At 35.1% G+C, this 21,099-nt stretch carries 15 protein-coding genes; 10 read left to right on the top strand and 5 right to left on the bottom strand.

Features of this window, described 5'->3' with window-relative positions; translation table 11 throughout:
- The first annotated feature begins 329 nt into the window (after positions 1-329).
- The 6 genes from AACZ49_RS12645 to AACZ49_RS12620 all read left to right on the top strand — a co-directional run bounded on the left by AACZ49_RS12645 (position 330) and on the right by AACZ49_RS12620 (position 7,062).
- Positions 330-1,610 (top strand): site-specific integrase, encoded by a 1,281-nt coding sequence (locus AACZ49_RS12645; protein ID WP_339655430.1) that lies wholly within the window; start codon positions 330-332, stop codon positions 1,608-1,610.
- Between the two features lie 244 nt (positions 1,611-1,854).
- Positions 1,855-2,031 carry a DUF6747 family protein gene (locus AACZ49_RS12640; RefSeq protein ID WP_339655428.1) on the top strand — a complete coding sequence of 59 codons (177 nt, stop codon included), beginning with the start codon at positions 1,855-1,857 and terminating at the stop codon, positions 2,029-2,031.
- A 1,096-nt stretch (positions 2,032-3,127) separates the two neighbouring features.
- Complete coding sequence (locus AACZ49_RS12635; RefSeq protein WP_339655425.1) at positions 3,128-3,376, top strand: hypothetical protein; 249 nt, start codon at positions 3,128-3,130, stop codon at positions 3,374-3,376.
- Between the two features lie 488 nt (positions 3,377-3,864).
- Entirely contained in the window at positions 3,865-4,245 is a 381-nt protein-coding gene (locus AACZ49_RS12630) for a response regulator (protein WP_339655423.1), read from the top strand.
- Between the two features lie 724 nt (positions 4,246-4,969).
- The gene (gene rimK, locus AACZ49_RS12625) at positions 4,970-5,845 is read left to right on the top strand and encodes a 30S ribosomal protein S6--L-glutamate ligase (RefSeq protein ID WP_339655420.1); all 876 of its coding nucleotides are present in this window, start codon (positions 4,970-4,972) and stop codon (positions 5,843-5,845) included.
- Between the two features lie 263 nt (positions 5,846-6,108).
- Positions 6,109-7,062, top strand: a complete 954-nt coding sequence (locus AACZ49_RS12620) for a hypothetical protein (RefSeq protein ID WP_339655417.1) — start codon at positions 6,109-6,111, stop codon at positions 7,060-7,062.
- Positions 7,063-7,143: 81 nt separating this feature from the next.
- Here AACZ49_RS12620 and AACZ49_RS12615 read toward each other — a convergent pair whose 3' ends face one another.
- Entirely contained in the window at positions 7,144-7,986 is an 843-nt protein-coding gene (locus AACZ49_RS12615) for a hypothetical protein (protein ID WP_339655414.1), read from the bottom strand.
- Between the two features lie 173 nt (positions 7,987-8,159).
- Between AACZ49_RS12615 and AACZ49_RS12610 the strand changes: the two genes are divergently transcribed.
- From AACZ49_RS12610 to dnaE, 3 genes are all read left to right on the top strand, one after another.
- Positions 8,160-9,566, top strand: coding sequence for an ADP-ribosylglycohydrolase family protein (locus tag AACZ49_RS12610; protein WP_339655412.1), 1,407 nt, complete (start codon positions 8,160-8,162; stop codon positions 9,564-9,566).
- A gap of 82 nt (positions 9,567-9,648) precedes the next feature.
- Positions 9,649-10,863 carry a DNA polymerase IV gene (dinB, locus tag AACZ49_RS12605; protein ID WP_339655408.1) on the top strand — a complete coding sequence of 405 codons (1,215 nt, stop codon included), beginning with the start codon at positions 9,649-9,651 and terminating at the stop codon, positions 10,861-10,863.
- Positions 10,864-11,123: 260 nt separating this feature from the next.
- Positions 11,124-14,165 (top strand): DNA polymerase III subunit alpha, encoded by a 3,042-nt coding sequence (dnaE, locus tag AACZ49_RS12600; RefSeq protein WP_339655405.1) that lies wholly within the window; start codon positions 11,124-11,126, stop codon positions 14,163-14,165.
- Here the strand turns inward: dnaE and AACZ49_RS12595 are convergent.
- From AACZ49_RS12595 to AACZ49_RS12585, 3 genes are all read right to left on the bottom strand, one after another.
- Entirely contained in the window at positions 14,162-14,299 is a 138-nt protein-coding gene (locus tag AACZ49_RS12595) for a hypothetical protein (RefSeq protein ID WP_339655402.1), read from the bottom strand. The genes dnaE and AACZ49_RS12595 overlap by 4 nt on opposite strands.
- Positions 14,300-14,363: 64 nt before the next feature.
- Entirely contained in the window at positions 14,364-16,148 is a 1,785-nt protein-coding gene (locus AACZ49_RS12590; protein WP_339655400.1) for a discoidin domain-containing protein, read from the bottom strand.
- Between the two features lie 132 nt (positions 16,149-16,280).
- Positions 16,281-17,912 (bottom strand): carboxylesterase family protein, encoded by a 1,632-nt coding sequence (locus AACZ49_RS12585; RefSeq protein ID WP_339655397.1) that lies wholly within the window; start codon positions 17,910-17,912, stop codon positions 16,281-16,283.
- A gap of 239 nt (positions 17,913-18,151) precedes the next feature.
- Between AACZ49_RS12585 and AACZ49_RS12580 the strand changes: the two genes are divergently transcribed.
- Positions 18,152-19,174, top strand: a complete 1,023-nt coding sequence (locus tag AACZ49_RS12580; protein WP_339655394.1) for a nucleoside hydrolase — start codon at positions 18,152-18,154, stop codon at positions 19,172-19,174.
- 119 nt (positions 19,175-19,293) lie between these two features.
- On the opposite strand, the gene AACZ49_RS12575 is transcribed toward AACZ49_RS12580, so the two are convergent.
- Positions 19,294-20,967, bottom strand: coding sequence for a sulfatase (locus AACZ49_RS12575; RefSeq protein ID WP_339655392.1), 1,674 nt, complete (start codon positions 20,965-20,967; stop codon positions 19,294-19,296).
- Positions 20,968-21,099: the final 132 nt, after the last annotated feature.

The raw sequence follows: 21,099 nt of genomic DNA, 5'->3' as shown, positions 1-21,099 counted from the left end.
ATTATAAGAGTAGTTAATGAATTTTGATGCTAAAATCGCTGGATTCAAAATCCAGTTCTTCGGAGTGCGGGTTCGATTCCCGCCTCGAGTACTATTATGATATCAAATTAAATCAAAACCCTGTAAACCTTATGTTTTACGGGGTTTTTAATTTTATGCCATTTCATTTCATATCATTTTAAACCATCTGAAAGGTGTCTTATTCGGTTGCACTAGAGGCTTGAGATTTACTGCAACCGAATTGAATACAATTATCTTATTTTCAATTAGTTACAGTGTTATTTTCTGTAATTTATTTTCTATATTTAAGTATTAAAAGTCAGAAAATCATGCAAGATTTATTGTCTGTTCTATTTTATATTCGAAAAGCTGGGACCAGCGACCTTACTCAGGCCACTGTCTATCTCAGAATAACCGTTAATGGGAAAAGAGCCGAAGTTAGCACTATGAGGAAAGTTCCTATTGCTAAATGGGATGCTAAAGCGAACAAAGTTATTGGATATACCATAGAGACAAAACAAACCAATCGTCAGCTTGATATTGTTAAGAATAGAATCTATGAGATTTATCATAACCTTTTACATGAAGATATGGAAGGTATATCTGCAAATAGGATAAGGGATGAATATATAGGTGCCAATAAAAATCGGAAGTTTATTCTAGAGATGTTTGAAGAACACAATCTAAAAATGGAGCGATTGGTAGGTAAGGATTTTTCTTTTAGAACGCTACAAAGATATAGGACCACAAAGAAGCATCTTGTCAATTACATTAAATCTGGCTACGGTGTAAAGGATTACCCATTAAAGAAGATAGATGTTAAATATGTCAACGGCTTCATTTATTTTCTAAAAGCAGAACAAAATCTTTCCCATAATTCAGCTCTAAAGTATGTAGCTTATTTCAAAAAAATTATAAGGGTGGCATATGCAAATGGATGGTTAGATAAGGATCCTTTTTATAATTTTAAACTACGTCCAAATACCATCGATAAAGAATTTTTAAGTAATGATGAAATTGTTAAACTGATTCAAGCTGATTTTTCTATTCTTAGATTGGAACAGGTCAGAGATGTTTTCATCTTTAGCTGCTACACAGGTTTAGCCTATGTTGACGTTGCAAAACTCAAGGAAGACGATATTGTAATCGGAATGGATGGTAGGCGGTGGATCAAAGTGAACAGGACCAAAACAAAAACACTAAGTAGTATTCCAATTTTGCCCATTGCTGAACAAATTATATCCAAATATACTAGCCTACCAAAACATAAAAATATACTACTTCCGGTATATAGTAATCAAAAAACAAACGGATACCTTAAAGAGATTGCAGATCTTAGTGGTATTACAAAGAAATTGACCTTTCACATGGCAAGGCATACCTTTGCAACTACAGTAACGCTTTCTAATGGGGTACCTATTGAGTCTGTCTGTAAAATGTTAGGTCATAAATCTTTAAAGACTACGCAGCATTATGCTAAAATTCTGGACCATAAACTTTCGGAGGATATGGCAAAACTTAGATTGCGAATTGAAGGAAAGAGTGTTGCGCAATCTTTGAGTAATGGCATAGTTAACTTTCCCCAAGTAGAAACTAAGGAGACATTTTAAAACTTTATTGTTGGGAAATTGAACTAAGAATATTTATGTAAATAAAGATGCCCCTCTGTTTTTTCTAGGGTAATTTATGCCTTTTAACGATAATGCTTAAATAGGACAAGCCCGATGAAATGCCGAATACTTCCATAAGTGGTATTGGTGATGCAGTTCAACGATATATTACCCGATGTTTATCGAATTTTTCTGCCATTATTAAAGAATAGGGAGAAGTTTGGTGAAAATTAAACCCCCGAATATGAAAACAGTTTTACTTGTAAGAGAAATCTATTTTGAAGGATTTAGAAACCTTGGTAACAATATAATAAAGAATTCTTTCAGGGCTTTTGCATGGTTCACTATAGCTATGTACGCTTTAGTTCTTTATGCTTTTATTGAAAGAGTATCTAATGGCTTCACCTTTAGCAACCTTTAACTATGGATAAGAAAAAGAATCATGACAATGAGTTTATTATCATAGGTAGCATGTTTTGCATTTCTATGTTGATGTTTATTGTAGAGATGACCATAGGTTCATATTAGCACTACGAGCTTAACTTGAAAGCTTCAACTCAATTTATTTTGGCTTTTATAAAAGGATACGGTCTTATTTTTGAATGTAGTTTGTCATCGAATCAAATTGTTGAATATGAAATATATGATCGTAAACGAATTTCGATGATACGATGATAAAACGATTACCAGTAAATCATAGTTCCTAAGGGTGGTCAGCTAGATTCCGTATCATTTGAAATTAAATTTTTCTTTTGAAAGGATAAACATACCACTAACTTTAATTTTTTTGATGAAACGATGACAGTAAAGGTTAACCCAAATCTTTATAGGGGCTAAAGCTGTCATCAAATTATCATCAAAAAACTGAGATGAGGGAAAATCTTGAAAATAGTTAAGAGTGATGCTATGCTAAAGAATTGATGACGTTTAGAGAATATTGGTTAGGAATTATAGGGAAGATTATCATCAAAAATTTATGCGGACTGATTGGTTATAGAAAGAAAAAAATAACTATTCCCTGGTCAGGAAAGTGTAGCAGTTATCCCTCAATCATTATTTATCTGCTCAATTATAGAAATCGTTATCAACGGTATTTGCTCCATATTATGGCGCGCTTCTTTTAGCCTGAACGTCTTTCCATAGAATTTTGAAAATATGGAATAGTACCTAATTAGTTACCTAAGGATGAAGGAAATCAACGGCACTGGGACTTAGTATCAGGTAACTTTTATAATACTATCTTACCTAAAGGTTACCTATCCTACCTAAATGGTAACATAGGTGACTTGAATAAAAGAACCGACCTATGCCATAAGCCCTTTAATTTAGGGAATAGGTAGGAAGGTAGGTAAAATCTAATACGATAAGCTGGTGAAGAAAAAAGATAGTGAATTGTTATAGATTTTCAACAAGCGCTTTAAAATTGATACTAGGGAAATCCGATTATTAACCTCATATAGTCAATACTAGTTAATTATTTTTTTTCTTCATCAGCAACCTTTGAACAATATTAAGAGGTGGAAATAAATAGCATAAATTATAATAATAACAATCAAACAAGTGCCATCGAGGACCAAAACCAATACAAAGGATATAGTACTGAAAATGGAATTGGTCAAGAAGCGCAAGAAGCGCAAGAAGCGCAAGAAGCACGAGATGTGTTTTTGTGGCCACAAAAACAAACTCGCTTTACTCCCGACGGTTGCAAAGTGAATGAAATTGAAGAAAAGTGTTCCAAATCAAAAGTAGGGTGCGCCCTATTTTGATTTTACTTAACGCTTATCTGCCGGAATACTATAAAATCGAAATAGGATCCAGGCGCAGTTAAGTCATGGTAAGATTTGGGATAGACACCTTGTAAGAGCCAGATGTTAAATAATCGTTCATAACTCAACCAACTTCTTTAAGATAAATTGGATTAATCAAACTATTGCATAATTTTAAATATTCTTAATCTTTTAATTGAACAAAAAAAGCCAACTCCTTAAAGGTCGGCTTTCCCATTGTACTGGCTGAGATAATCGAACTCTTGACCTATGGTAGTAGGTGCTAAGTTAAAGCACTCAATATAAATGATAAGATTTGGGTTCAATTCCTTAATTCTACTTAAAGATAAGTAGTTAATTTTCATTTGGAAAATAATGATGTTTCACCTACAAATCTTAAACGTTTCACAACATTTTATGGAATCTAAAAATGTTATTGCCTAGCTTTTATCTAAATCCCCTAAATAATTAAGTATTCTAAAATCTATTTGATCGATGACGTGGAATTGGTGAACCTAAGGCATCAGGTCCTTCTTAGGAAATTTGGATTGGATGACAAAATAATCTCATTTACCAATCTAGAAAAGGCTTTGGACCATTTATGTTTTCAGGAAACAAATTCGGAACCAATTCTAATTCTCTTGGATATTAATATGCCGGAAATGACCGGTTTTGAGTTTCTAGAATTTATGATGCTTGAAGAGTTTCCTGCCAACATTGATGTAGTGATTGTAACTTCTTCCATTTATGATAAAGATAAAAGGCTGGCAAAAACTTTTCCACAGTTCGTAAAGAATTTCGTATCTAAACCATTAAAAACAGAAAAATCAAGAGAACTGTTTCAGGAACCTTTAAAAAAGGTTGTATAGGAATTTAATATTTTTGGCTAGTAAATCAAGTTAAAACATATTAAAACCCATAATAAAATCATAAAAAAATGTTAAAGTTTGCTGATTCGGTTGCACTCCTTTTTCTATTTTTTTAAAGGTTTATATATAGGGAGCTGTTAAGAATTATTGGCACTCCCGCCTCGAGTACAGATTAAAACCGTAACAATCTAATTGTTAGATTTTTAGGGTTTTTGTTTATTTTATAAGGATGTTTTAATGGTCTTACCATACGTTTTTCAATAACAGATAGTTTTAAAATGGTTTTTTCTATGAGCAATATTAGTTTTGAAGCTGATATATTGTTAAGGGAAAATAATAACAGCATTTCTTTTCCCAAAAGAGATGTGTGTAATCTTTAAAAAATTTAAGTGGAATATATGATCTTAAAGGATTTTGGTTTATAAATAATAACTTTCCCCGACATAATGGTCAATTAGAAAGGCTCTTTTTTTATTCAAGTCATGTAAAATGTACCAGTATTATGTAACTTTTGAATAAAGGGGTGTATTCATTTAATAATGCATAAGAAGTATTAACTTGGCAATTACCTGTCTTAATATTTTACCTGTACTAAAATTAATCTGATTTTTAACTTCTAGGCTTGTTCTAAAGTATTTTGATTAAATTATTAGTTAGAATTTCAAGTGTCGAAATTCTAACTAATAATTTAAATTAATAACCCAAAAAAAAGTAAAAAAATAATATGAAGATTGTAGTTCTATCACAAAACCCAAACTTATATTCTACCAAGAGATTAGTCGAAGCCGGAGAGAAAAAGGGTCACGAAATGGTTGTTATAGATCATACCAAATGTAATTTGGTCATTGAAAAGAAAAAACCAAGTATTATTTATAAAGGGCAAGAAATTACTGATGTAGATGGTGTTATACCTAGAATTGGTGCTTCCGTGACTTTTTTTGGTACAGCCGTTGTTAGGCAATTCGAAATGATGAAGGTTTTTACCGCAACTGAATCTCAAGCATTGGTTAGATCTAGAGATAAACTTAGAAGTTTACAGATTTTGTCTCGAGCGGGCTTAGGGCTACCTAAAACCGTTTTCAGTAATTATTCTAAAGAAGTAAGTCAAATTGTAGAACGTGTTGGAGGAGCTCCGTTAGTTATTAAATTACTAGAAGGAACTCAAGGTTTAGGTGTGGTTTTGGCAGATAATCAAAATTCAGCGGAGTCTATTTTAGAAGCATTTAATGGACTACAAGCTCGTGTAATAGTGCAAGAATTTATAAAAGAAGCGAAAGGCGCAGATATAAGGGTTTTTATTGTTGATGGTGTAGTGGTGGGTGCTATGAAGAGACAAGGAAAAGAAGGTGAATTTAGATCAAACCTTCATAGGGGAGGTAGTGCGAGTATTATAGAATTAACTGATGAAGAAGAAAATGCAGCACTTAAGGCAGCAAGAGCTATGGGCTTAGGAATCGCAGGGGTAGATATGCTACAATCAGCACGTGGACCTCTAATATTAGAAGTGAATTCTTCGCCAGGCTTAGAAGGCATTGAAAATGCAACTGGCAAGAATATTGCAAATCATATTATTAAATATGTTGAAAGAAATGCTGAATAACAATTCAGATATTATTGGCTATTATAAGAAAATGGTTTTTTTTGTTTATAAAGTATTAAAATTTTTATGGAATACGATACCTTTTTACATTCAACGGCCTTTAATATAGGTGTAATTTTATGATAAAATCTCACAAGTATTATATTGAAAACATGTGTGTTATAACATTTTTTAAATTTTAATTTCCGTGTTAAAATTTAATATACTTTCGCACACTTTTTACTAGCAAAGAAAACAATGTAAAAGCGGTAATTGAACATAATATGGATCAGTATATTATTTATTTAGGGTTTTTTATAGCGGCCTATGCTGTTATTGCAAATGATGTAATTCAAACATTGGGAACATTTATTGCTTCGAACTCTGGTGTAAAATGGTGGTTACTTTGGGCATTTGCGGGGTCAATATTGACATTGACTTTAGTATACGGATGGTATGTAAATGTAGGTGATGTGTCGTATGGTAGGTTGTCAGGTATTCCATTACCTGATTCTATGCCATGGTGGTACCTACTTGCACCCATTTCATTATTGGTAATAACACGTTTTGGAATTCCTGTTAGTACCACATTTATGATTTTGAGTGTTTTTTCTTCTGGTCAGTTGATAGAAAAAATGATTTTAAAGTCTGTCTTGGGTTATTCCTTGGCCTTCGTTTCAGCCTTCGTTCTATATTTATTAATAACCAAGAAATTCGAATCTCCCGCCTCTATACGATTGATGGATAAAAAGAAACAAAGGCCATATTGGTTGGTTGCTCAATGGTTTTCTACAGGATTTTTATGGTCACAATGGCTCATACAAGATTTCGCCAATATTTATGTCTTTTTACCTAGAAGCCTTTCGGTATATGAGCTTATTGTTTCCCTAGGTTTGATTTTGTTGATTATGGCCTATATTTTTAATGTGAAAGGAGGTAAAATACAAGGCATTGTAAATCAAAAGTCAAATACACAACATATACGCTCAGCGACTATAATTGATGCGTGTTATGGTCTACTGTTGTTGTTTTTTACGACAATCAATACCATACCCATGAGTACAACTTGGACATTTATCGGTATTTTGGCTGGTAGGGAAATTGCAATTAGTTACCGTCTTAATAGGGATGAGCTCAATAAAACGTATCGGATCATTGTCAAAGACTTTGCAAAAGTAAATATCGGACTTTTTGTAAGTATTTTGATAGCCTATTTAATTCAGTTTCTAAAAGCATAGGCAACTAGTGTGCACTTGTAAATTTATCTGATAATGTCTTTAATAATTGAATATGCCATGCTCATAAATTATGAGATGGTATTACTTAACACTAATCAATACAGCTTCACAACTTTGAAGGTCTGAATTTAGAACAATATTCTCAGATTTTTTACCATCTGAAATTTCAACTGATACGGTGTTAGGCGGTGAGTCCCCTAAATTGTGTGCATAAAGAAATAGGTCATTAGATTTCTTAGGATCTATTTTTACGTTAAATTCTTTTTTCCAGTATGTTAAATGATATTTAGAAACTACCGATAATCCATTGAGGTATATAGAAACAATATCGCCATCTTGTCTACCATGATCCCAAATCTTAATAATTATATTTTCAGAATCGAATTGTAATTCCTTGGTGTATGATATTTTTCTACCCTCAAAAGTTTCTCTTAAGACCGGTTTCTTTTCGGTTTGTATTACTTCGGTGTTTTTAGGAGCAATTGCTTTTTTAGCTTTTGATTTTTTCTCACTTGGGACAGAGGTGGTGTTTGCTAATTGTTGTTTTTTCTTTCGCTCATCAGATGCCACATTGGTAATGGTAAAGAAGGGAGTCACTCTTTTGGCAATTTTAAATTTATTGTTTGGAAACAATTCTATTGCAACAACTTGATATCGACTGCCTGATCCAATATTCTTAGCAAGCTCAATACCATCTTCAAATCCATCATTCTTAAAAGTCCCTAATTCTTGAACGACCATTTCATTTCGTACCAGAAAAAAACGGATAGTTTTACTCGTGTCAATATGTACGGTGTTCCATTCTAAGGTAATTTTATCAGGAATGTTCCAATTAGTACCTGTATCGGGTTTGGTAAGATTTATAACAGAAATCGTATTGTCTGAATTATCTTGTCCAAAAGAAGTTGCACTAAAAAGACACAAAAAAAATAAAATTAAAAAATGGTTTTTACGCATATATAAAGTCTTGTTTCAAATATAGTATTAAACCCATGCATCCTAAGTGCTTTTGTAGATTGCAATGTATATGCCATTTATTTACACAAACTATAATCAAATTATATTACGTAGCTTTATTATGTATGAAACTGTCCACTATGATACTATTTTTAAACAGATATTCAAAAAAGATAAGCAATTACTTCTTAGCACTATTAATAATAACCTCTCTAATTTCCTGTACGTATAAAATGGGTTCTACAGGAAAAATGGTACATGATATAGTGCAAGATTCTTTATTGGATTATAAGACCTATCAACAAAAAAACACTGATATTACAATCTCGAGATCAGTATACAAGAATAAATTATATGGATTTTGGTTGGGCCAATGTATTGCCAATTGGACAGGCTTGATTACCGAAATGGATAAAATTGGAATTCCCAATAGTGAAGGAAAAGGAGAAGGTTTTTACACTATGGATGATTGGGGAAAAGCCGACCAGCCTAATTTATGGGGCTCAAATAATTATTCTAAGACAATTGATTTTTTATACGCTGATCAAGACAGTATATGGGGTGCAGATGATGATACGGATATTGAATATATCTACCAAGAGTTGCTTTATAAGAATAAGACCTCAATCTTAACAGGTGACATGATTAGAACCGGATGGTTAAAGCATATTAAAAAAGAAGAAGAAAATTATTTATGGGTTTCCAATCAGCAAGCGCTTGATTTAATGGAGGAAGGTATGCTACCACCGCAGACAGGGTTACCTGAAAACAATCCGTTTTATGAAATGATCGATGCCCAATTGACTACCGAAATATTTGGTTTTTTCGCTCCCACACGTTCAGATGTAGCGCTGAAAATGGCGAATTTGCCTATACGGACGGTTGCGAGAGAAAATGCAGAGTGGATCTCTAATTTTAATGTGGTTATGTATGCTTTGGCCCCTTTGGCAGATGATGAAAAATCAATTAAAGAGAACTTAAATTGGATGGCTGCAGAAGCCCGTAAACAATTGCCCAACGATTCATACTCAGCTAAAATGTTCGATTTTGTAAAAGGGGAATATGAATCTGGTGTTACATGGGAAGAAGCTAGAGATGCTTTGCATGAGAAATATCAAATTCTTCAAGAAGACGGCTATTTATGGGCTACTAAAGATGAGACTTGTAATGGTTGTTTTGCGGCGGGCATCAATTTTGGGGCAAGTATTGTTAGCTTGCTATATGGTGAGGGCGATATAAAGGAAACCATAAAAATTGGTGCACTTTGCGGGTGGGATTCAGATAACCCTACCGCTACGTGGGGTGGTTTATTGGGTTTTATGCTTGGCAAAGAAGGAGTTGAAAAGGCTTTTGATAGAAAGTTTGCCGAAAAATTTAATATACATCGTACTAGAATCGGTTTTCCAAACAATGGTATCGATGATTTTAACCATATGGCTGAAAAAGGAATTTTTATCATAGATAGGGTAGTGCAAGAAGAACTTGGCGGTGGGGTTGACTTAAATAAAGATGTTTGGTACATACCTCAAAAAAATCGAATCAAATAGTAAGATGTTAAATATTGGAATAAATCCTAATTATTGGAAATAATCCATAATTTAGCTATCCCGATTTTTTAGAGGGATAGTTATGAGCAAGACCATACTTCACATAGATTTAGATACATTTTATGTATCCGTAGAGCGACTCAACAATCGTGAATTGCAGAACAAACCTTTGCTGGTAGGCGGTACGGGAGACCGTGGTGTGGTAGCGGCATGTAGTTATGAAACCCGTGGGTTTGGGGTGCATTCTGGTATGCCCATGAAAATGGCTCGTGAACTCTGTCCCGAAGCTTTTGTAATTCGTGGTAATGCAGGTGAGTATAGCAAGCACTCAGATGTGGTGACGGAAATCATCAAAGAGTATGTTCCCGTATTCGAAAAATCGAGTATCGATGAGTTTTATGCAGACCTCTCCGGTATGGACCGTTTTTTTGGTTGCTACCAGTACGCCTCTGAAATGCGGAAGAAAATCATCAGAGAAACCGGACTCCCCATTTCCTTTGGTCTATCGGTAAACAAGGTTGTTTCTAAAGTTGCTACTAACGAAGCAAAACCTAACAATCAATTGAAAATAGATGAAGGGCTTGAGAAACCTTTTTTAGCTCCTCTTTCTATAAAAAAAATCCCCATGGTGGGCGATAAAACGTATCAGACGTTACGAAATCTTGGATTGCGACAAGTGCGAACCGTACAGGAAATGCCTATGGAGGTCATGCAACGGGTATTGGGTGCCAATGGGGGAGTCATTTGGAAAAGGGCCAACGGCATAGATAATACGCCCGTAATTCCTTTCTGTGAACGAAAATCGATTTCTACCGAACGTACGTTCGATAAGGATACCATTGATGTAAACAGACTTAGAGGTATTCTCATTGCCATGACCGAGAATCTAGCGTACCAATTACGACGAGGAGAAAAGTTGACGGCCTGTATTTCTGTTAAAATCAGATATTCAGATTTCAATACCTATTCAAAACAGTTACGTATTCCTTATACTAGTGCAGACCATATTCTCATTCCCAAGATTTTAGATCTATTCAAGAATTTATATAACCGTAGATTATTGGTGCGGTTGATAGGCATACGTTTTAGTCATCTAGTGTCCGGTAATTATCAAATCAACCTGTTTGATGATACTGAAGAAATTCTAAGTCTTTATAATGCCATGGATGAAATACGTAAACGCTATGGAGATAAAAGTGTATTGCGAGCATCGGGCATGGGAGCAAAGACGATTGGGCGAATGCATAATCCTTTTAACGGACTTCCGCCTGTTGTGTTGGCGCACCGGAAATTGTAGTTGTTCGTTGTCGGTTGTTGGAGGTGTTTTGTCTGGTCGAGCGCAGTCGAGACCTATTTTTTTGCTAAGGAGAGAAAAGAAGTTAGAAAATAGAGAAGAGAAAAAGCGCATTGCGCCCTACGCTTTGCACCACACGCCGAGGGTAAAAAAGCAATTGCGTATAACGAATAGCGAACAGAGCAAAAAAAAACAACAACTGAGAACGAACAACCATCAACCAAAAAGTCTAGCGCAAAACCCAAACAACGAACAACAAAAACGTGTACCTAAACTGCCATACATATTACAGTCTTCGCTACGGTACCTTTTCAGAACTGGAGCTCTTGCAATTGGCAAAGGAGCATCATGTGACGCAATTAGCCTTGACGGATATAAACAATACTTCTGCTTGTTTAAATTTTGTGCGAAAGGCAGCTGAATATGATATACGGCCTATTTTGGGTATCGATTTTAGAAATGGGGTAGAACCTTGCTTTGTAGGTATTGCCAAGAATAATAAAGGGTTTTTAGAACTGAATAATTTTCTGTCACATCACATTCATCAAGGAAAGAAAATTCCTGAAATAGCTCCAAGGTTTGAACATGCATATGTTCTTTATCCGTTTGAAAAAGTGCTTCAAAATGAAAAAAAAAGTTTTACGGAAAATGAGTTTATAGGAGTTTCTGTTAGTGAATTGAAGCGCCTCCGTTTTTCAAAATTATTAGAACAACGCGACAAAATAGTACTGTTGCAACCCGTTACTTTTAGAAACAAACGCGATTTTAATGCGCACCGATTATTGCGTGCCATTGATAATAACACCTTGCTCAGTATGTTATCGGTTACGGAACAGGCGGGTGAAGATGAAAAAATGTATCCCATTCCTAATCTAGCGGCACATTTTTCTGAACATAGTTTTATTCTAGAGAATACACAGCGTTTGATGGATGCCTGTACCATCCATTTCGATTTTTCTGAAGGGCGTAAACCACAGAACCTGAGTATGTATTTGGGTAGTAAAGAAGAAGATGAGGTGTTTCTTGAAAAACTGTGTCAAGAAGGTTTGCCACATCGATACCCAGAGGTGAACAAAGCGGTTTTAGACCGTTTGGAAAAAGAACTGTACCTCATTAAAAAGATGGGTTTTGTCTCTTACTTTCTTATTAATTGGGATATTATTTCTTATGCGCGTAAGCAGAATTTTTTTTATGTGGGGCGGGGTAGTGGAGCGAATAGCATTGTAGCCTATTTGCTTTTTATTACCGATGTGGATCCTATGGAACTAGACCTCTATTTTGAGCGGTTCATTAATCTATACCGCGTAAATCCGCCAGATTTCGATATTGATTTTTCACATAGAGATAGGCCCGTAATGACCGAATATATTTTTAACCGTTTTGAGAATGTAGCACTTTTAGGAACTTACGTCACTTTTCAGTCGCGCGGTGTTATACGTGAACTGGGCAAAGTGTTCGGTCTTCCTAAAGATGAAATCGATTTGCTTTGCGATGGTGCTATTCAAGCGGGTCGTCTAGATAATATATCGGCTTTAGTACTAAAATACACGCAGTTGCTACACGGTATGCCCAATTACTTGAGCATACATGCCGGCGGAATTTTAATTACCGAGAAACCCATTCATTGGTTCTCGGCGACCAATATGCCTCCAAAAGGGTTCCCTACCACACAATTCGATATGGTGATTGCAGAAGATGTCGGACTCTATAAATTTGATATTCTTGCACAACGAGGACTCTCAAAAATAAAAGAGACCTTGGATATTTTAGAACGCGACCGACCAGAGGAATTTGCCAAGTTTGATATTCACGATATCAAGGCGTTTAAAAAAGACCCTAAAATCAATAATATGGTTAAAATGGCGCAATGTATGGGCTGTTTTTATGTGGAATCTCCAGCTATGCGTATGTTATTGAAGAAGCTAGAAGTGGATACCTACTTGGGTCTGGTGGCGGCAAGTTCTATTATTCGCCCGGGTGTTTCAAAAAGCGGAATGATGCGAGAGTATATTCTACGGCATCGTAATAAGGGCAGGGCAGAGGAGTTGGCGCACCCGGTGATGTTGGAAATTATGCCAGAAACTTATGGGGTTATGGTATACCAAGAAGATGTCATTAAAGTAGCCCACCATTTTGCAGATCTAGATTTAGGGGAAGCCGATGTATTGAGACGCGGAATGAGTGGTAAGTTCCGTTCACGGGACGAGTTTCAAAAAGTGCAGGATAAGTTTATGGATAACTGCAGAAAGAAAGGTTATGAAGAAAAACTTATTAAAGAAGTTTGGGATCAAGTGGCTAGTTTTGCTGGTTATGCTTTTGCTAAGGGCCACTCCGCTTCGTATGCAGTTGAGAGCTATCAGAGTTTGTTTTTGCGCGCTTATTATCCGTTAGAATATATGGTAGCGGTCCTCAATAATGGTGGCGGATTTTATAAACCCGAATTTTACGTGCACGAGGCCCGAATGTTAGGCGCTACCATACATCCACCTTGCGTAAACAAGAGTAATGTTGGTAACCGTATTTATGGAAAAGAACTGTATTTAGGCTTAGGCTATCTACGTGAATTAGAAGAGCGGGTTATGCAGCGTATTCTAAAAGAGCGCTATGCTAATGGATTTTTTATTTCGTTGGAAGATTTTCTAGATCGCTTAATTATTTCTATAGAACAAGTAAGTATTTTAATACGTATTGATGCTTTTAGGTTTACAGGAGCAGATAAACACGAATTGTTATGGAAAGCGCATCTTTTTTTGAACAAAACAAAAAAGATAGACCACCCGAAACTGTTTGCGCCACGGCATCAACACTTTGAAATTCCCTCATTATATAGTACCAATTTAGAGGTTGCTTTTACACAACTAGAGTTGCTGGGGTTTAGTTTGTGTAGCCCGTTCGAGCTCTTGTCAGAACCGTTATTGAATAGCACGGGCAGTAAAGATCTTGAAAGATACCTGAATAAAAATATCGATATCTATGGTTACTTAGTGACGGTAAAACGTACTAAAACACATACGAATAAGGCGATGTATTTTGCAACGTTAATAGATCAACAAGGTCAAGTTTTTGACACGGTATTGTTTCCGCCCGTAGCAGTTAAGTACATGTTTAGGGGTAGGGGTATTTATCGATTCTATGGTAAGGTGGTAAGCGAATTTGGCTTTTTAAGTATAGAGGTTGTTAAACTACAAAAACAAGATTTTGTTCAGGACCCAAGGTATGCCGATATGAAGACCAGCGCTAAAGTTTTTGATCAAAAGAAAACGAATGACCAAGAAGAAAATAGATTAGGAAATCTGCTTGTTTAAAAAGCGTCAAGCACATATCCTAAAATCCAGAATAATATAAGGAACACAAAAAAGGTTCCTATACATCCACATTTTCCGCCTCCAATTTTCTTTGCGCCGTACCAGGCACCAATAATTTGAATTAGTTTTTTCATGGGATAAAATTACAAGTTTTTAAAAAAGCAGCGTAAATAAAAATTACTGCAAAAAAAGATATAATTATTCCGAAAAAACAATTTTCGATTTTTCAGAAATACCATTATTGTTAAAAGCTTCTATTTGGAGATAATATGAATCTACGCGGTCCATTCCCGTAAAGAAATAGTCATTCTTTCCATAGACCATAATACTGCCATAAAGTTTATCCTTAGATTTTCCAAAATAAATGACATAACCATCAGCATCTATATTTTGTTCCCATTTTAGCCAAGCGCTTCTTCTTTCACCGTATTTCTTTGGGTCTGCCCTTAATACAATAAAATCCTTTACAGGTTTTGGTCGGTTGCCAGAACCTTTGCCAAATACCCTAAATCCACTCAATGCAAACTTTCCTGTGGGCATTTTTAAGTTTTCCATTTTTAAAAATCTGGATTTTATAGGTTTTTGTAACTCAATATAATCATGAGGAACGTCTGTGGTATTGGCACTTTTATCAACAAGGGTTTTCCACTTGGTGCCATCATTGGAATAGTATATTTTGTATTGATGAAATTCATTTTTTGTTTTGCCTAAAAATTCTACATCTTGATCTGCATAATTGATTTGGATGGCATTGATAGTAGAGATTTCACCCAAATCGGTCTGGAACCATTCACCTACTTGGCCGGTTTTGGCGCTCCAATATGATTTAATATCTTCATCTACTGCATAATTAGATTGAAAGCCGCCCAGTGTAGATGAAACCTGTACAGGTTTGTTATAGTTTAATAACATCCAATCGGTAAATAAACCTGTGATATGATTTGCATTAATTTTAGGTAAAAAGGTAGGGTAATCACCATATGCAGTATTGCAGTACATAACATCATCATTATCAAACCCAGCTGGCCAAATTCCTATTCTTCGTTCAAAGTTGTTTTTTACACCCAAAACTAGTGTAGATACATGCCACCAATTACCATAATTATCTTGATATGTAGCACCGTGTCCTGCACCTTTTGCAAAACCACCTGGTTTATAAGCAAACGGGTTATGTGATTGGTATATAAAACCACCTAAAGGATTATCACTGACGTAAACCCCGTCTGCATAACCACTAAATTCAGTTGCAGGAGCCCCATATTGTAAATAGTATTTATTCTTGTATTTAGTTACCCATGCCCCTTCCATAAAAGGTTGTAAAAAGGTATTGTCATTATATTCGCCAAATCGTTCCCATCCATGATCTTCAGGATGTAGGGACATTAATGGTTTTACATAACCTTCAGATTGTAATGTTTTTGTGTTCAATTTCGTTCCCATTAACGGAAATTCATTGCTCGAACCCCAATACAAGAAGAGTTCATTTTTATCTTCTTCATATAAAAACGCAGGGTCCCAGGCGCCTACTTTTAAAGAATCTACGGCAATTTCCCAATCGTCCACCGTAGGATTATTACTTTTCCAAATAGGAAATGTGGGGTCATGTGTAGAACCTATTACATAGAGTTCGTCTTTCATGACAAATGCGGCCGGTGCACATAGTTCATCATACACCTTATGTTGAGGTAATAGAAATTTTCGAGATACAAAATTCCAATTCAACATGTCTTTGCTCCACCAATAACCCCATTGATTGGTAGAAAATAAAAAATAATTGCCTTTGAAATTTACAATTACAGGATCGGCGGTTGCTCTATGTTTGCCCTGATTGGCAAAATTAGGAATGGGAGTATAACCGTAATCAATATTAATAGGGTTACAATATGTTTTTTGTTGGGTAGTGGCAAGAATTGGAAAAAGAAAAAAACTTATTAAAATAAAAGTGTAATAAATGTCACCAAAATATTCCTTAGACTTAGCCATTATATACTATTCATTATATCCACCTAAAATAGTAAATATTATAATAGTTTGTACTGGGATAAGATCACCCCGAATAGCTGTTGCTAATCAGGGTGCGTATCTTTGATAGATTTTTATATCTGAAAATAATTTTTATTTGTTATTATAAGCTTTGTCCAAAAACTCGTAACGAGCGTCATTCTTGGCATCTATCAGCTTGCTTTCCGTATCGATTACCATAACAGAAGGGCTATCATCTTTTGGTTCTGCGGCTTCCCAATTTGGTAAACCTTCTCCATTAGGGTTACCAGTTTTAATGAAATTAGCAAAATAAGTCATCATGTCTTTTGAAACTTTAAAGTCATCCGCTGTCCAAGCATAGTCTTTCACCAAATGAAGGTTGCCCATACAGTATTCAATTTCACAAGCATGTGGAGCTCCTACTGCTTTTGGCGTAGGTGGTGTATCAGAACCCTTTTCTACTGTTCCGCCAGCCAAACCTGACGCAAGGGTGTTATCTACAAGAGATGGTCTTAATTTGCTGTATAAATAGCGATAGACAGGTTGATTGCTATTTTTTCTATGAAGATCAAACCATTTCCAAGTACTGTATGATATAAATCTGTCAGAAGACAAAGCCGTGGCAGATAGTTCTATTTCTTTTTCTGATCCATGTGGGTACAATTCTAATACTTTAACATATTCTTTTGGATAAGCTTCTTTCACCTTGGTTACAAAATTTTCTTCTGTATAAGGACCTTGTGTAAATGCCATACCTGGTATTTCTGCTGAATTCCATCCAAGTAATAAAGGGACCATTGCCTGCTCTTTACTCTCAAAGATTTCAGGAAGTGTCTTAGGTAAAAAATAACCATCCAATACGGCAGGGAATCCAAATCTTTTTGAACTATTGTATAGTTCATAGACTTCCCGTGTACTCAATTTTCTCAATTCTGCAAGTGTTGGGTAGCCTATGCTTTTTGAAAATTCTAATCCAGTATTCTCGGCTTCTTTCAAAGTAACCGGTGACATTGTTGGATTGATTGAAGCACCACTTTCTCCTATTGCACCAGCAATTAGATTTTTTGATAAAGGCGAAGCCATTTGTTGACTTGTACCAATTGATCCAGCCGATTCGCCAGCAATGGTAACTTTGTTAGGGTTTCCACCAAAAGCAGCAATATTCTTATTTACCCATTTTAGTGCTGCATTTTGGTCTAATAAGCCATAATTTCCCGATGCTTTATAAGTGGCTTCCGCGCTTAATTCTGGATGCGCTAAAAAGCCAAAAATATTTAGACGATAATTTGTAGTAACCACAACAATACCTTCTTTAGCCATGCTTTCACCATCATACCTTGGTTCTGATGCATCACCGGCAACATTTCCACCACCGAAAAAGTAAACCAGTACTGGTAAATCTTTAGTATCCATATTTGCTGGCGTCCAAACATTTAAATAAAGGCAATCTTCACTAACTCCATTAGACCTTGAATTCATATCACCAAAAACCATCGTTTGCATGGGTCTTGGCCCAAATGATTTTGTTTCTTTTATACCTTCCCAATTATCTAACGGTTGAGGTGCTTTCCATCTCAGTTCACCTATCGGTGGTTTTGCAAATGGAATTCCAAAATAACGCTGAATACCATTATGGGTATCATAATTACCTTCGATAATTCCATTTTCAATTTTTAATTGAACAGGAAAAGAGTTGGTCTCCTGGGCTGGGGAATAGTTACTCGATAGGATCAAGGTAAATATTAGAATTTGAATATTTTTCATTTGAATAAATTTTCTATTGTCTCAATATGTAACAATAATACATTTATTATTTTAAATATTTGACTATCTGTTAATAAAAACACTCTTTTAGATGCTTTTTAGAAAACAAAAACCCAAAGATATTATGGAAATTGTTTTTGGAATGTGCATATTTTTCTTTTGTTTTATATCACTAACCTGCTATTTAGTAAATTGTAATTTCTATAAAAAACCTAAATTTAGGTGCTAATCTGAATCGTATGAAATCGATATTCTTTTGCTATCTATTAACTTTTTCAACCATAAGTTTTTCACAACAAGATGGTTTATCAGAATTAAACGCATTGGTAAAACCGCGTATGCGGGTGATTGTAGATAATGATTTAGGTGGTGATCCAGACGGACTTTTTCAATTAGCACACCATTTAATGTCTCCATCCGTAGAAATAAGCGGAGTTATTGCTTCTCATTTGTATAAACAGGGTTTTGGTGGCCCGGGAACTTCTGAGTATGCAAAAGAGAAGGCTTTAGAGATTCTAAAAATTTTAAAGTTGCAAAACTCAATACCGGTTTACACTGACAAAAGTGAAAGTATGACCGATGTTAATAAACCGATAGATAGTGATGCTGTGCAGGCAATTATAAAAGAGGCATTGCGAACCGATACAGATTTACCACTTTATGTAGTTTGTGGTGGTGGGCTAACTAATATCGCAAGCGCCTATCTAATAGAGCCTAAAATCGCAAATAAAATTACTTTAGTTTGGATCGGCGGACCAGAACATACAGATATTGCCATACCACCACCAGGATTTACCACGTTAGAATACAATTTGGGTATTGATATTAAAGCTGCTCAGGTCATTTTTAACGAATCTAACATTAAATTATGGCAGGTGCCTAGAAATGTATATAGGCAACCGATAATGTCTAATGCAGAACTTTTAACGCGAGTTAAAGGAAAGGGTGTTTTGGGCAACCATTTATATGATGTAATGGAAGAAGCTTTCAGTAAATTGAATAAATGGAATATACCTATAGGTGAAGTCTATATTTATGGGGATAATCCTTTGGTGTTATTAACAGCTATTCAGTCATCTTTTGAGCCAGATCCATCATCAAGCACTTATGTAATTAAGCAAGCGCCAAGAATTAATGATGCTGGAGTTTATGAAACTAACCTAAATGGAAGAATGATTAGGGTGTATCAACAGCTAGATAACCGACTATTGTTCGAAGATTTTTATGCAAAACTAGAGTTGTTTTCGACACAGAAAAATTAGATAGTTCACCCACTCAACTTCTCTAACATTTACACAGCCAATAATACTCCAATTTATATATGTAATATGCATAGATTATCGTTAAAGCAAAATATAAGAACATTAAAAATTAACCTCTATTAGGTTCCGTTACGTTTTTTAATAATCTCATCCAGCTTACCTTTATTGACTCCGAAAATGCCATTTTTCTCTACGTCGTCCATAAAGGTATTTATGTATTTTTGGTTCAATTCATCACTGTCACCATACTTTTTTCTAACTTCATCTAACTCTTTATGTAGTTTCTCTTTAATAGAAGTATAAGCAGGATTATCATATTCATTCGTTAATTCTTTAGGGTCTTTTAATCGGTCTATTAGTTCCCAATGATCTAAATCGAAATAATAATGAATCAATTTATATTCCTTGGTGATAATAGCATAATGTCTATTGACCATATGCTCTGCGGGATATTCGTAATAATGATAATAAACTGCTTTGCGAGTCCAGTCTTCCATTTTACCAGTAAGAATAGGTATTAAGCTTTCCCCTTGCATGTCTGTTGGTTGTTCTACACCGGCTGCATCTAAAAATGTTTCTGCGAAATCTAAATTCTGTACCATTTCATTTGATGTTGTTCCAGGCTTTACTTTGTTGGGCCATGCAATTAACAGTGGAGTTTTAAACGATTCATCGTACACAAAACGCTTATCGAACCAACCATGTTCCCCTAAATAGAAACCTTGGTCAGAGGTGTAGACGATGATGGTATTTTCCATTAAATCATTTTCTTCTAAATAATCTAACACCCTACCTACATTTTCATCAACAGATTTAATAGTGCCTAGATAATCTTGCATATAGCGTTGGTATCTCCATTTCATTTTGTCCTCATTGCTGAGAGAAGGGTAGTTGGTTTTAAAATCTTCATTAATTTTATCATACTCTGATTTGAAATTAGATAGCTGGGTAGAATCCATTCTGCCAACAGAATATTCGAATCTTAACTTATCGATACCTATTTCGGGTTCGTTCATGTCATCGATGGTTTCAGGGTAAATTTTATTATCACCTGTCCAGCTTAAATGTTTTAAAATACTCATTTCAGCCTCTGCCGCAGCAGGGCGACCCTTATAAGTATCGAAAAGTGTAGAAGGCTCTGGGAAGGTTTTATTGGTGAATTCTTCCATATGACGTTCGGCCATCAACCAAGAACGGTGCGGTGCTTTGTGTAAATACATTAATAAAAAGGGATCTTCCGGTTTACGTTCGTTCTTTAGCCAGTTTAAAGTCATATCGGTAATAATATCTGTTACATAGCCTTTTACATTGATTTCACCTTCATTTTTTGTAATGAAGTCAGGATTGTAGTAGGCACCCTGACCTGGTAGAATTTTGAATTGGTCAAATCCTTTAGGGTTATTTCCAAAGTGGAGTTTTCCGAACATGGCTGTTTGGTAGCCTGCCTTTTGAAGAATCTGCGGGAAGGTTACGTTGGTGGTGTCAAAAGGAAAATGATTATCAATTTTCCCGTTTATGTGAGAATGTTTTCCAGTAAGAATTACGGCTCTAGACGGTGCGCAAATCGAATTGGTGACACTTGCATTGGTAAAGAGCATTCCCATTTTTGCAATGCGGTCTATATTAGGTGTTTCAATAAAGCTATTGTCATAGGCAGAAATTGCTTGATATGCATGATCGTCAGACATTATGAATACAATGTTAGGTCTAGTTTGTAGAATTTCTTCATTTTTAGGGTTACATCCTATGAATAGAATAGAAGTAATACCTATTAGGTAGACGAAATTTTTCATGAAATGTCGTGGTTGTTTAATTAGGTATTTAAAGTACATAAAATAGTTCAATCTTTATCAATTGGTAGGTTTTGATATGTTAGGTATTTTTGCATTGATTTAAGATATTTCTAGAATCATAATATATTGTAA

Origin of the sequence: uncultured Maribacter sp. (genome assembly GCF_963975365.1) — a bacterium.
Taxonomy (GTDB): domain Bacteria; phylum Bacteroidota; class Bacteroidia; order Flavobacteriales; family Flavobacteriaceae; genus Maribacter.
The sequence above is the reverse complement of the archived record's forward strand: the minus strand, read 5'-3'. Positions and strand labels throughout refer to the sequence as shown.

Bases quoted from the DNA above. Each gene is read 5' to 3' on its own strand.
- AACZ49_RS12645 (WP_339655430.1), top strand. From the start codon at position 330: ATGCAAGATTTATTGTCTGTTCTATTTTATATTCGAAAAGCTGGGACC.
- AACZ49_RS12640 (WP_339655428.1), top strand. From the start codon at position 1,855: ATGAAAACAGTTTTACTTGTAAGAGAAATCTATTTTGAAGGATTTAGA.
- rimK (WP_339655420.1), top strand. From the start codon at position 4,970: ATGAAGATTGTAGTTCTATCACAAAACCCAAACTTATATTCTACCAAG.
- AACZ49_RS12620 (WP_339655417.1), top strand. From the start codon at position 6,109: ATGGATCAGTATATTATTTATTTAGGGTTTTTTATAGCGGCCTATGCT.
- AACZ49_RS12610 (WP_339655412.1), top strand. From the start codon at position 8,160: ATGATACTATTTTTAAACAGATATTCAAAAAAGATAAGCAATTACTTC.
- dinB (WP_339655408.1), top strand. From the start codon at position 9,649: ATGAGCAAGACCATACTTCACATAGATTTAGATACATTTTATGTATCC.
- AACZ49_RS12595 (WP_339655402.1), bottom strand. From the start codon at position 14,299: ATGAAAAAACTAATTCAAATTATTGGTGCCTGGTACGGCGCAAAGAAA.
- AACZ49_RS12590 (WP_339655400.1), bottom strand. From the start codon at position 16,148: ATGGCTAAGTCTAAGGAATATTTTGGTGACATTTATTACACTTTTATT.
- AACZ49_RS12585 (WP_339655397.1), bottom strand. From the start codon at position 17,912: ATGAAAAATATTCAAATTCTAATATTTACCTTGATCCTATCGAGTAAC.
- AACZ49_RS12580 (WP_339655394.1), top strand. From the start codon at position 18,152: ATGAAATCGATATTCTTTTGCTATCTATTAACTTTTTCAACCATAAGT.
- AACZ49_RS12575 (WP_339655392.1), bottom strand. From the start codon at position 20,967: ATGAAAAATTTCGTCTACCTAATAGGTATTACTTCTATTCTATTCATA.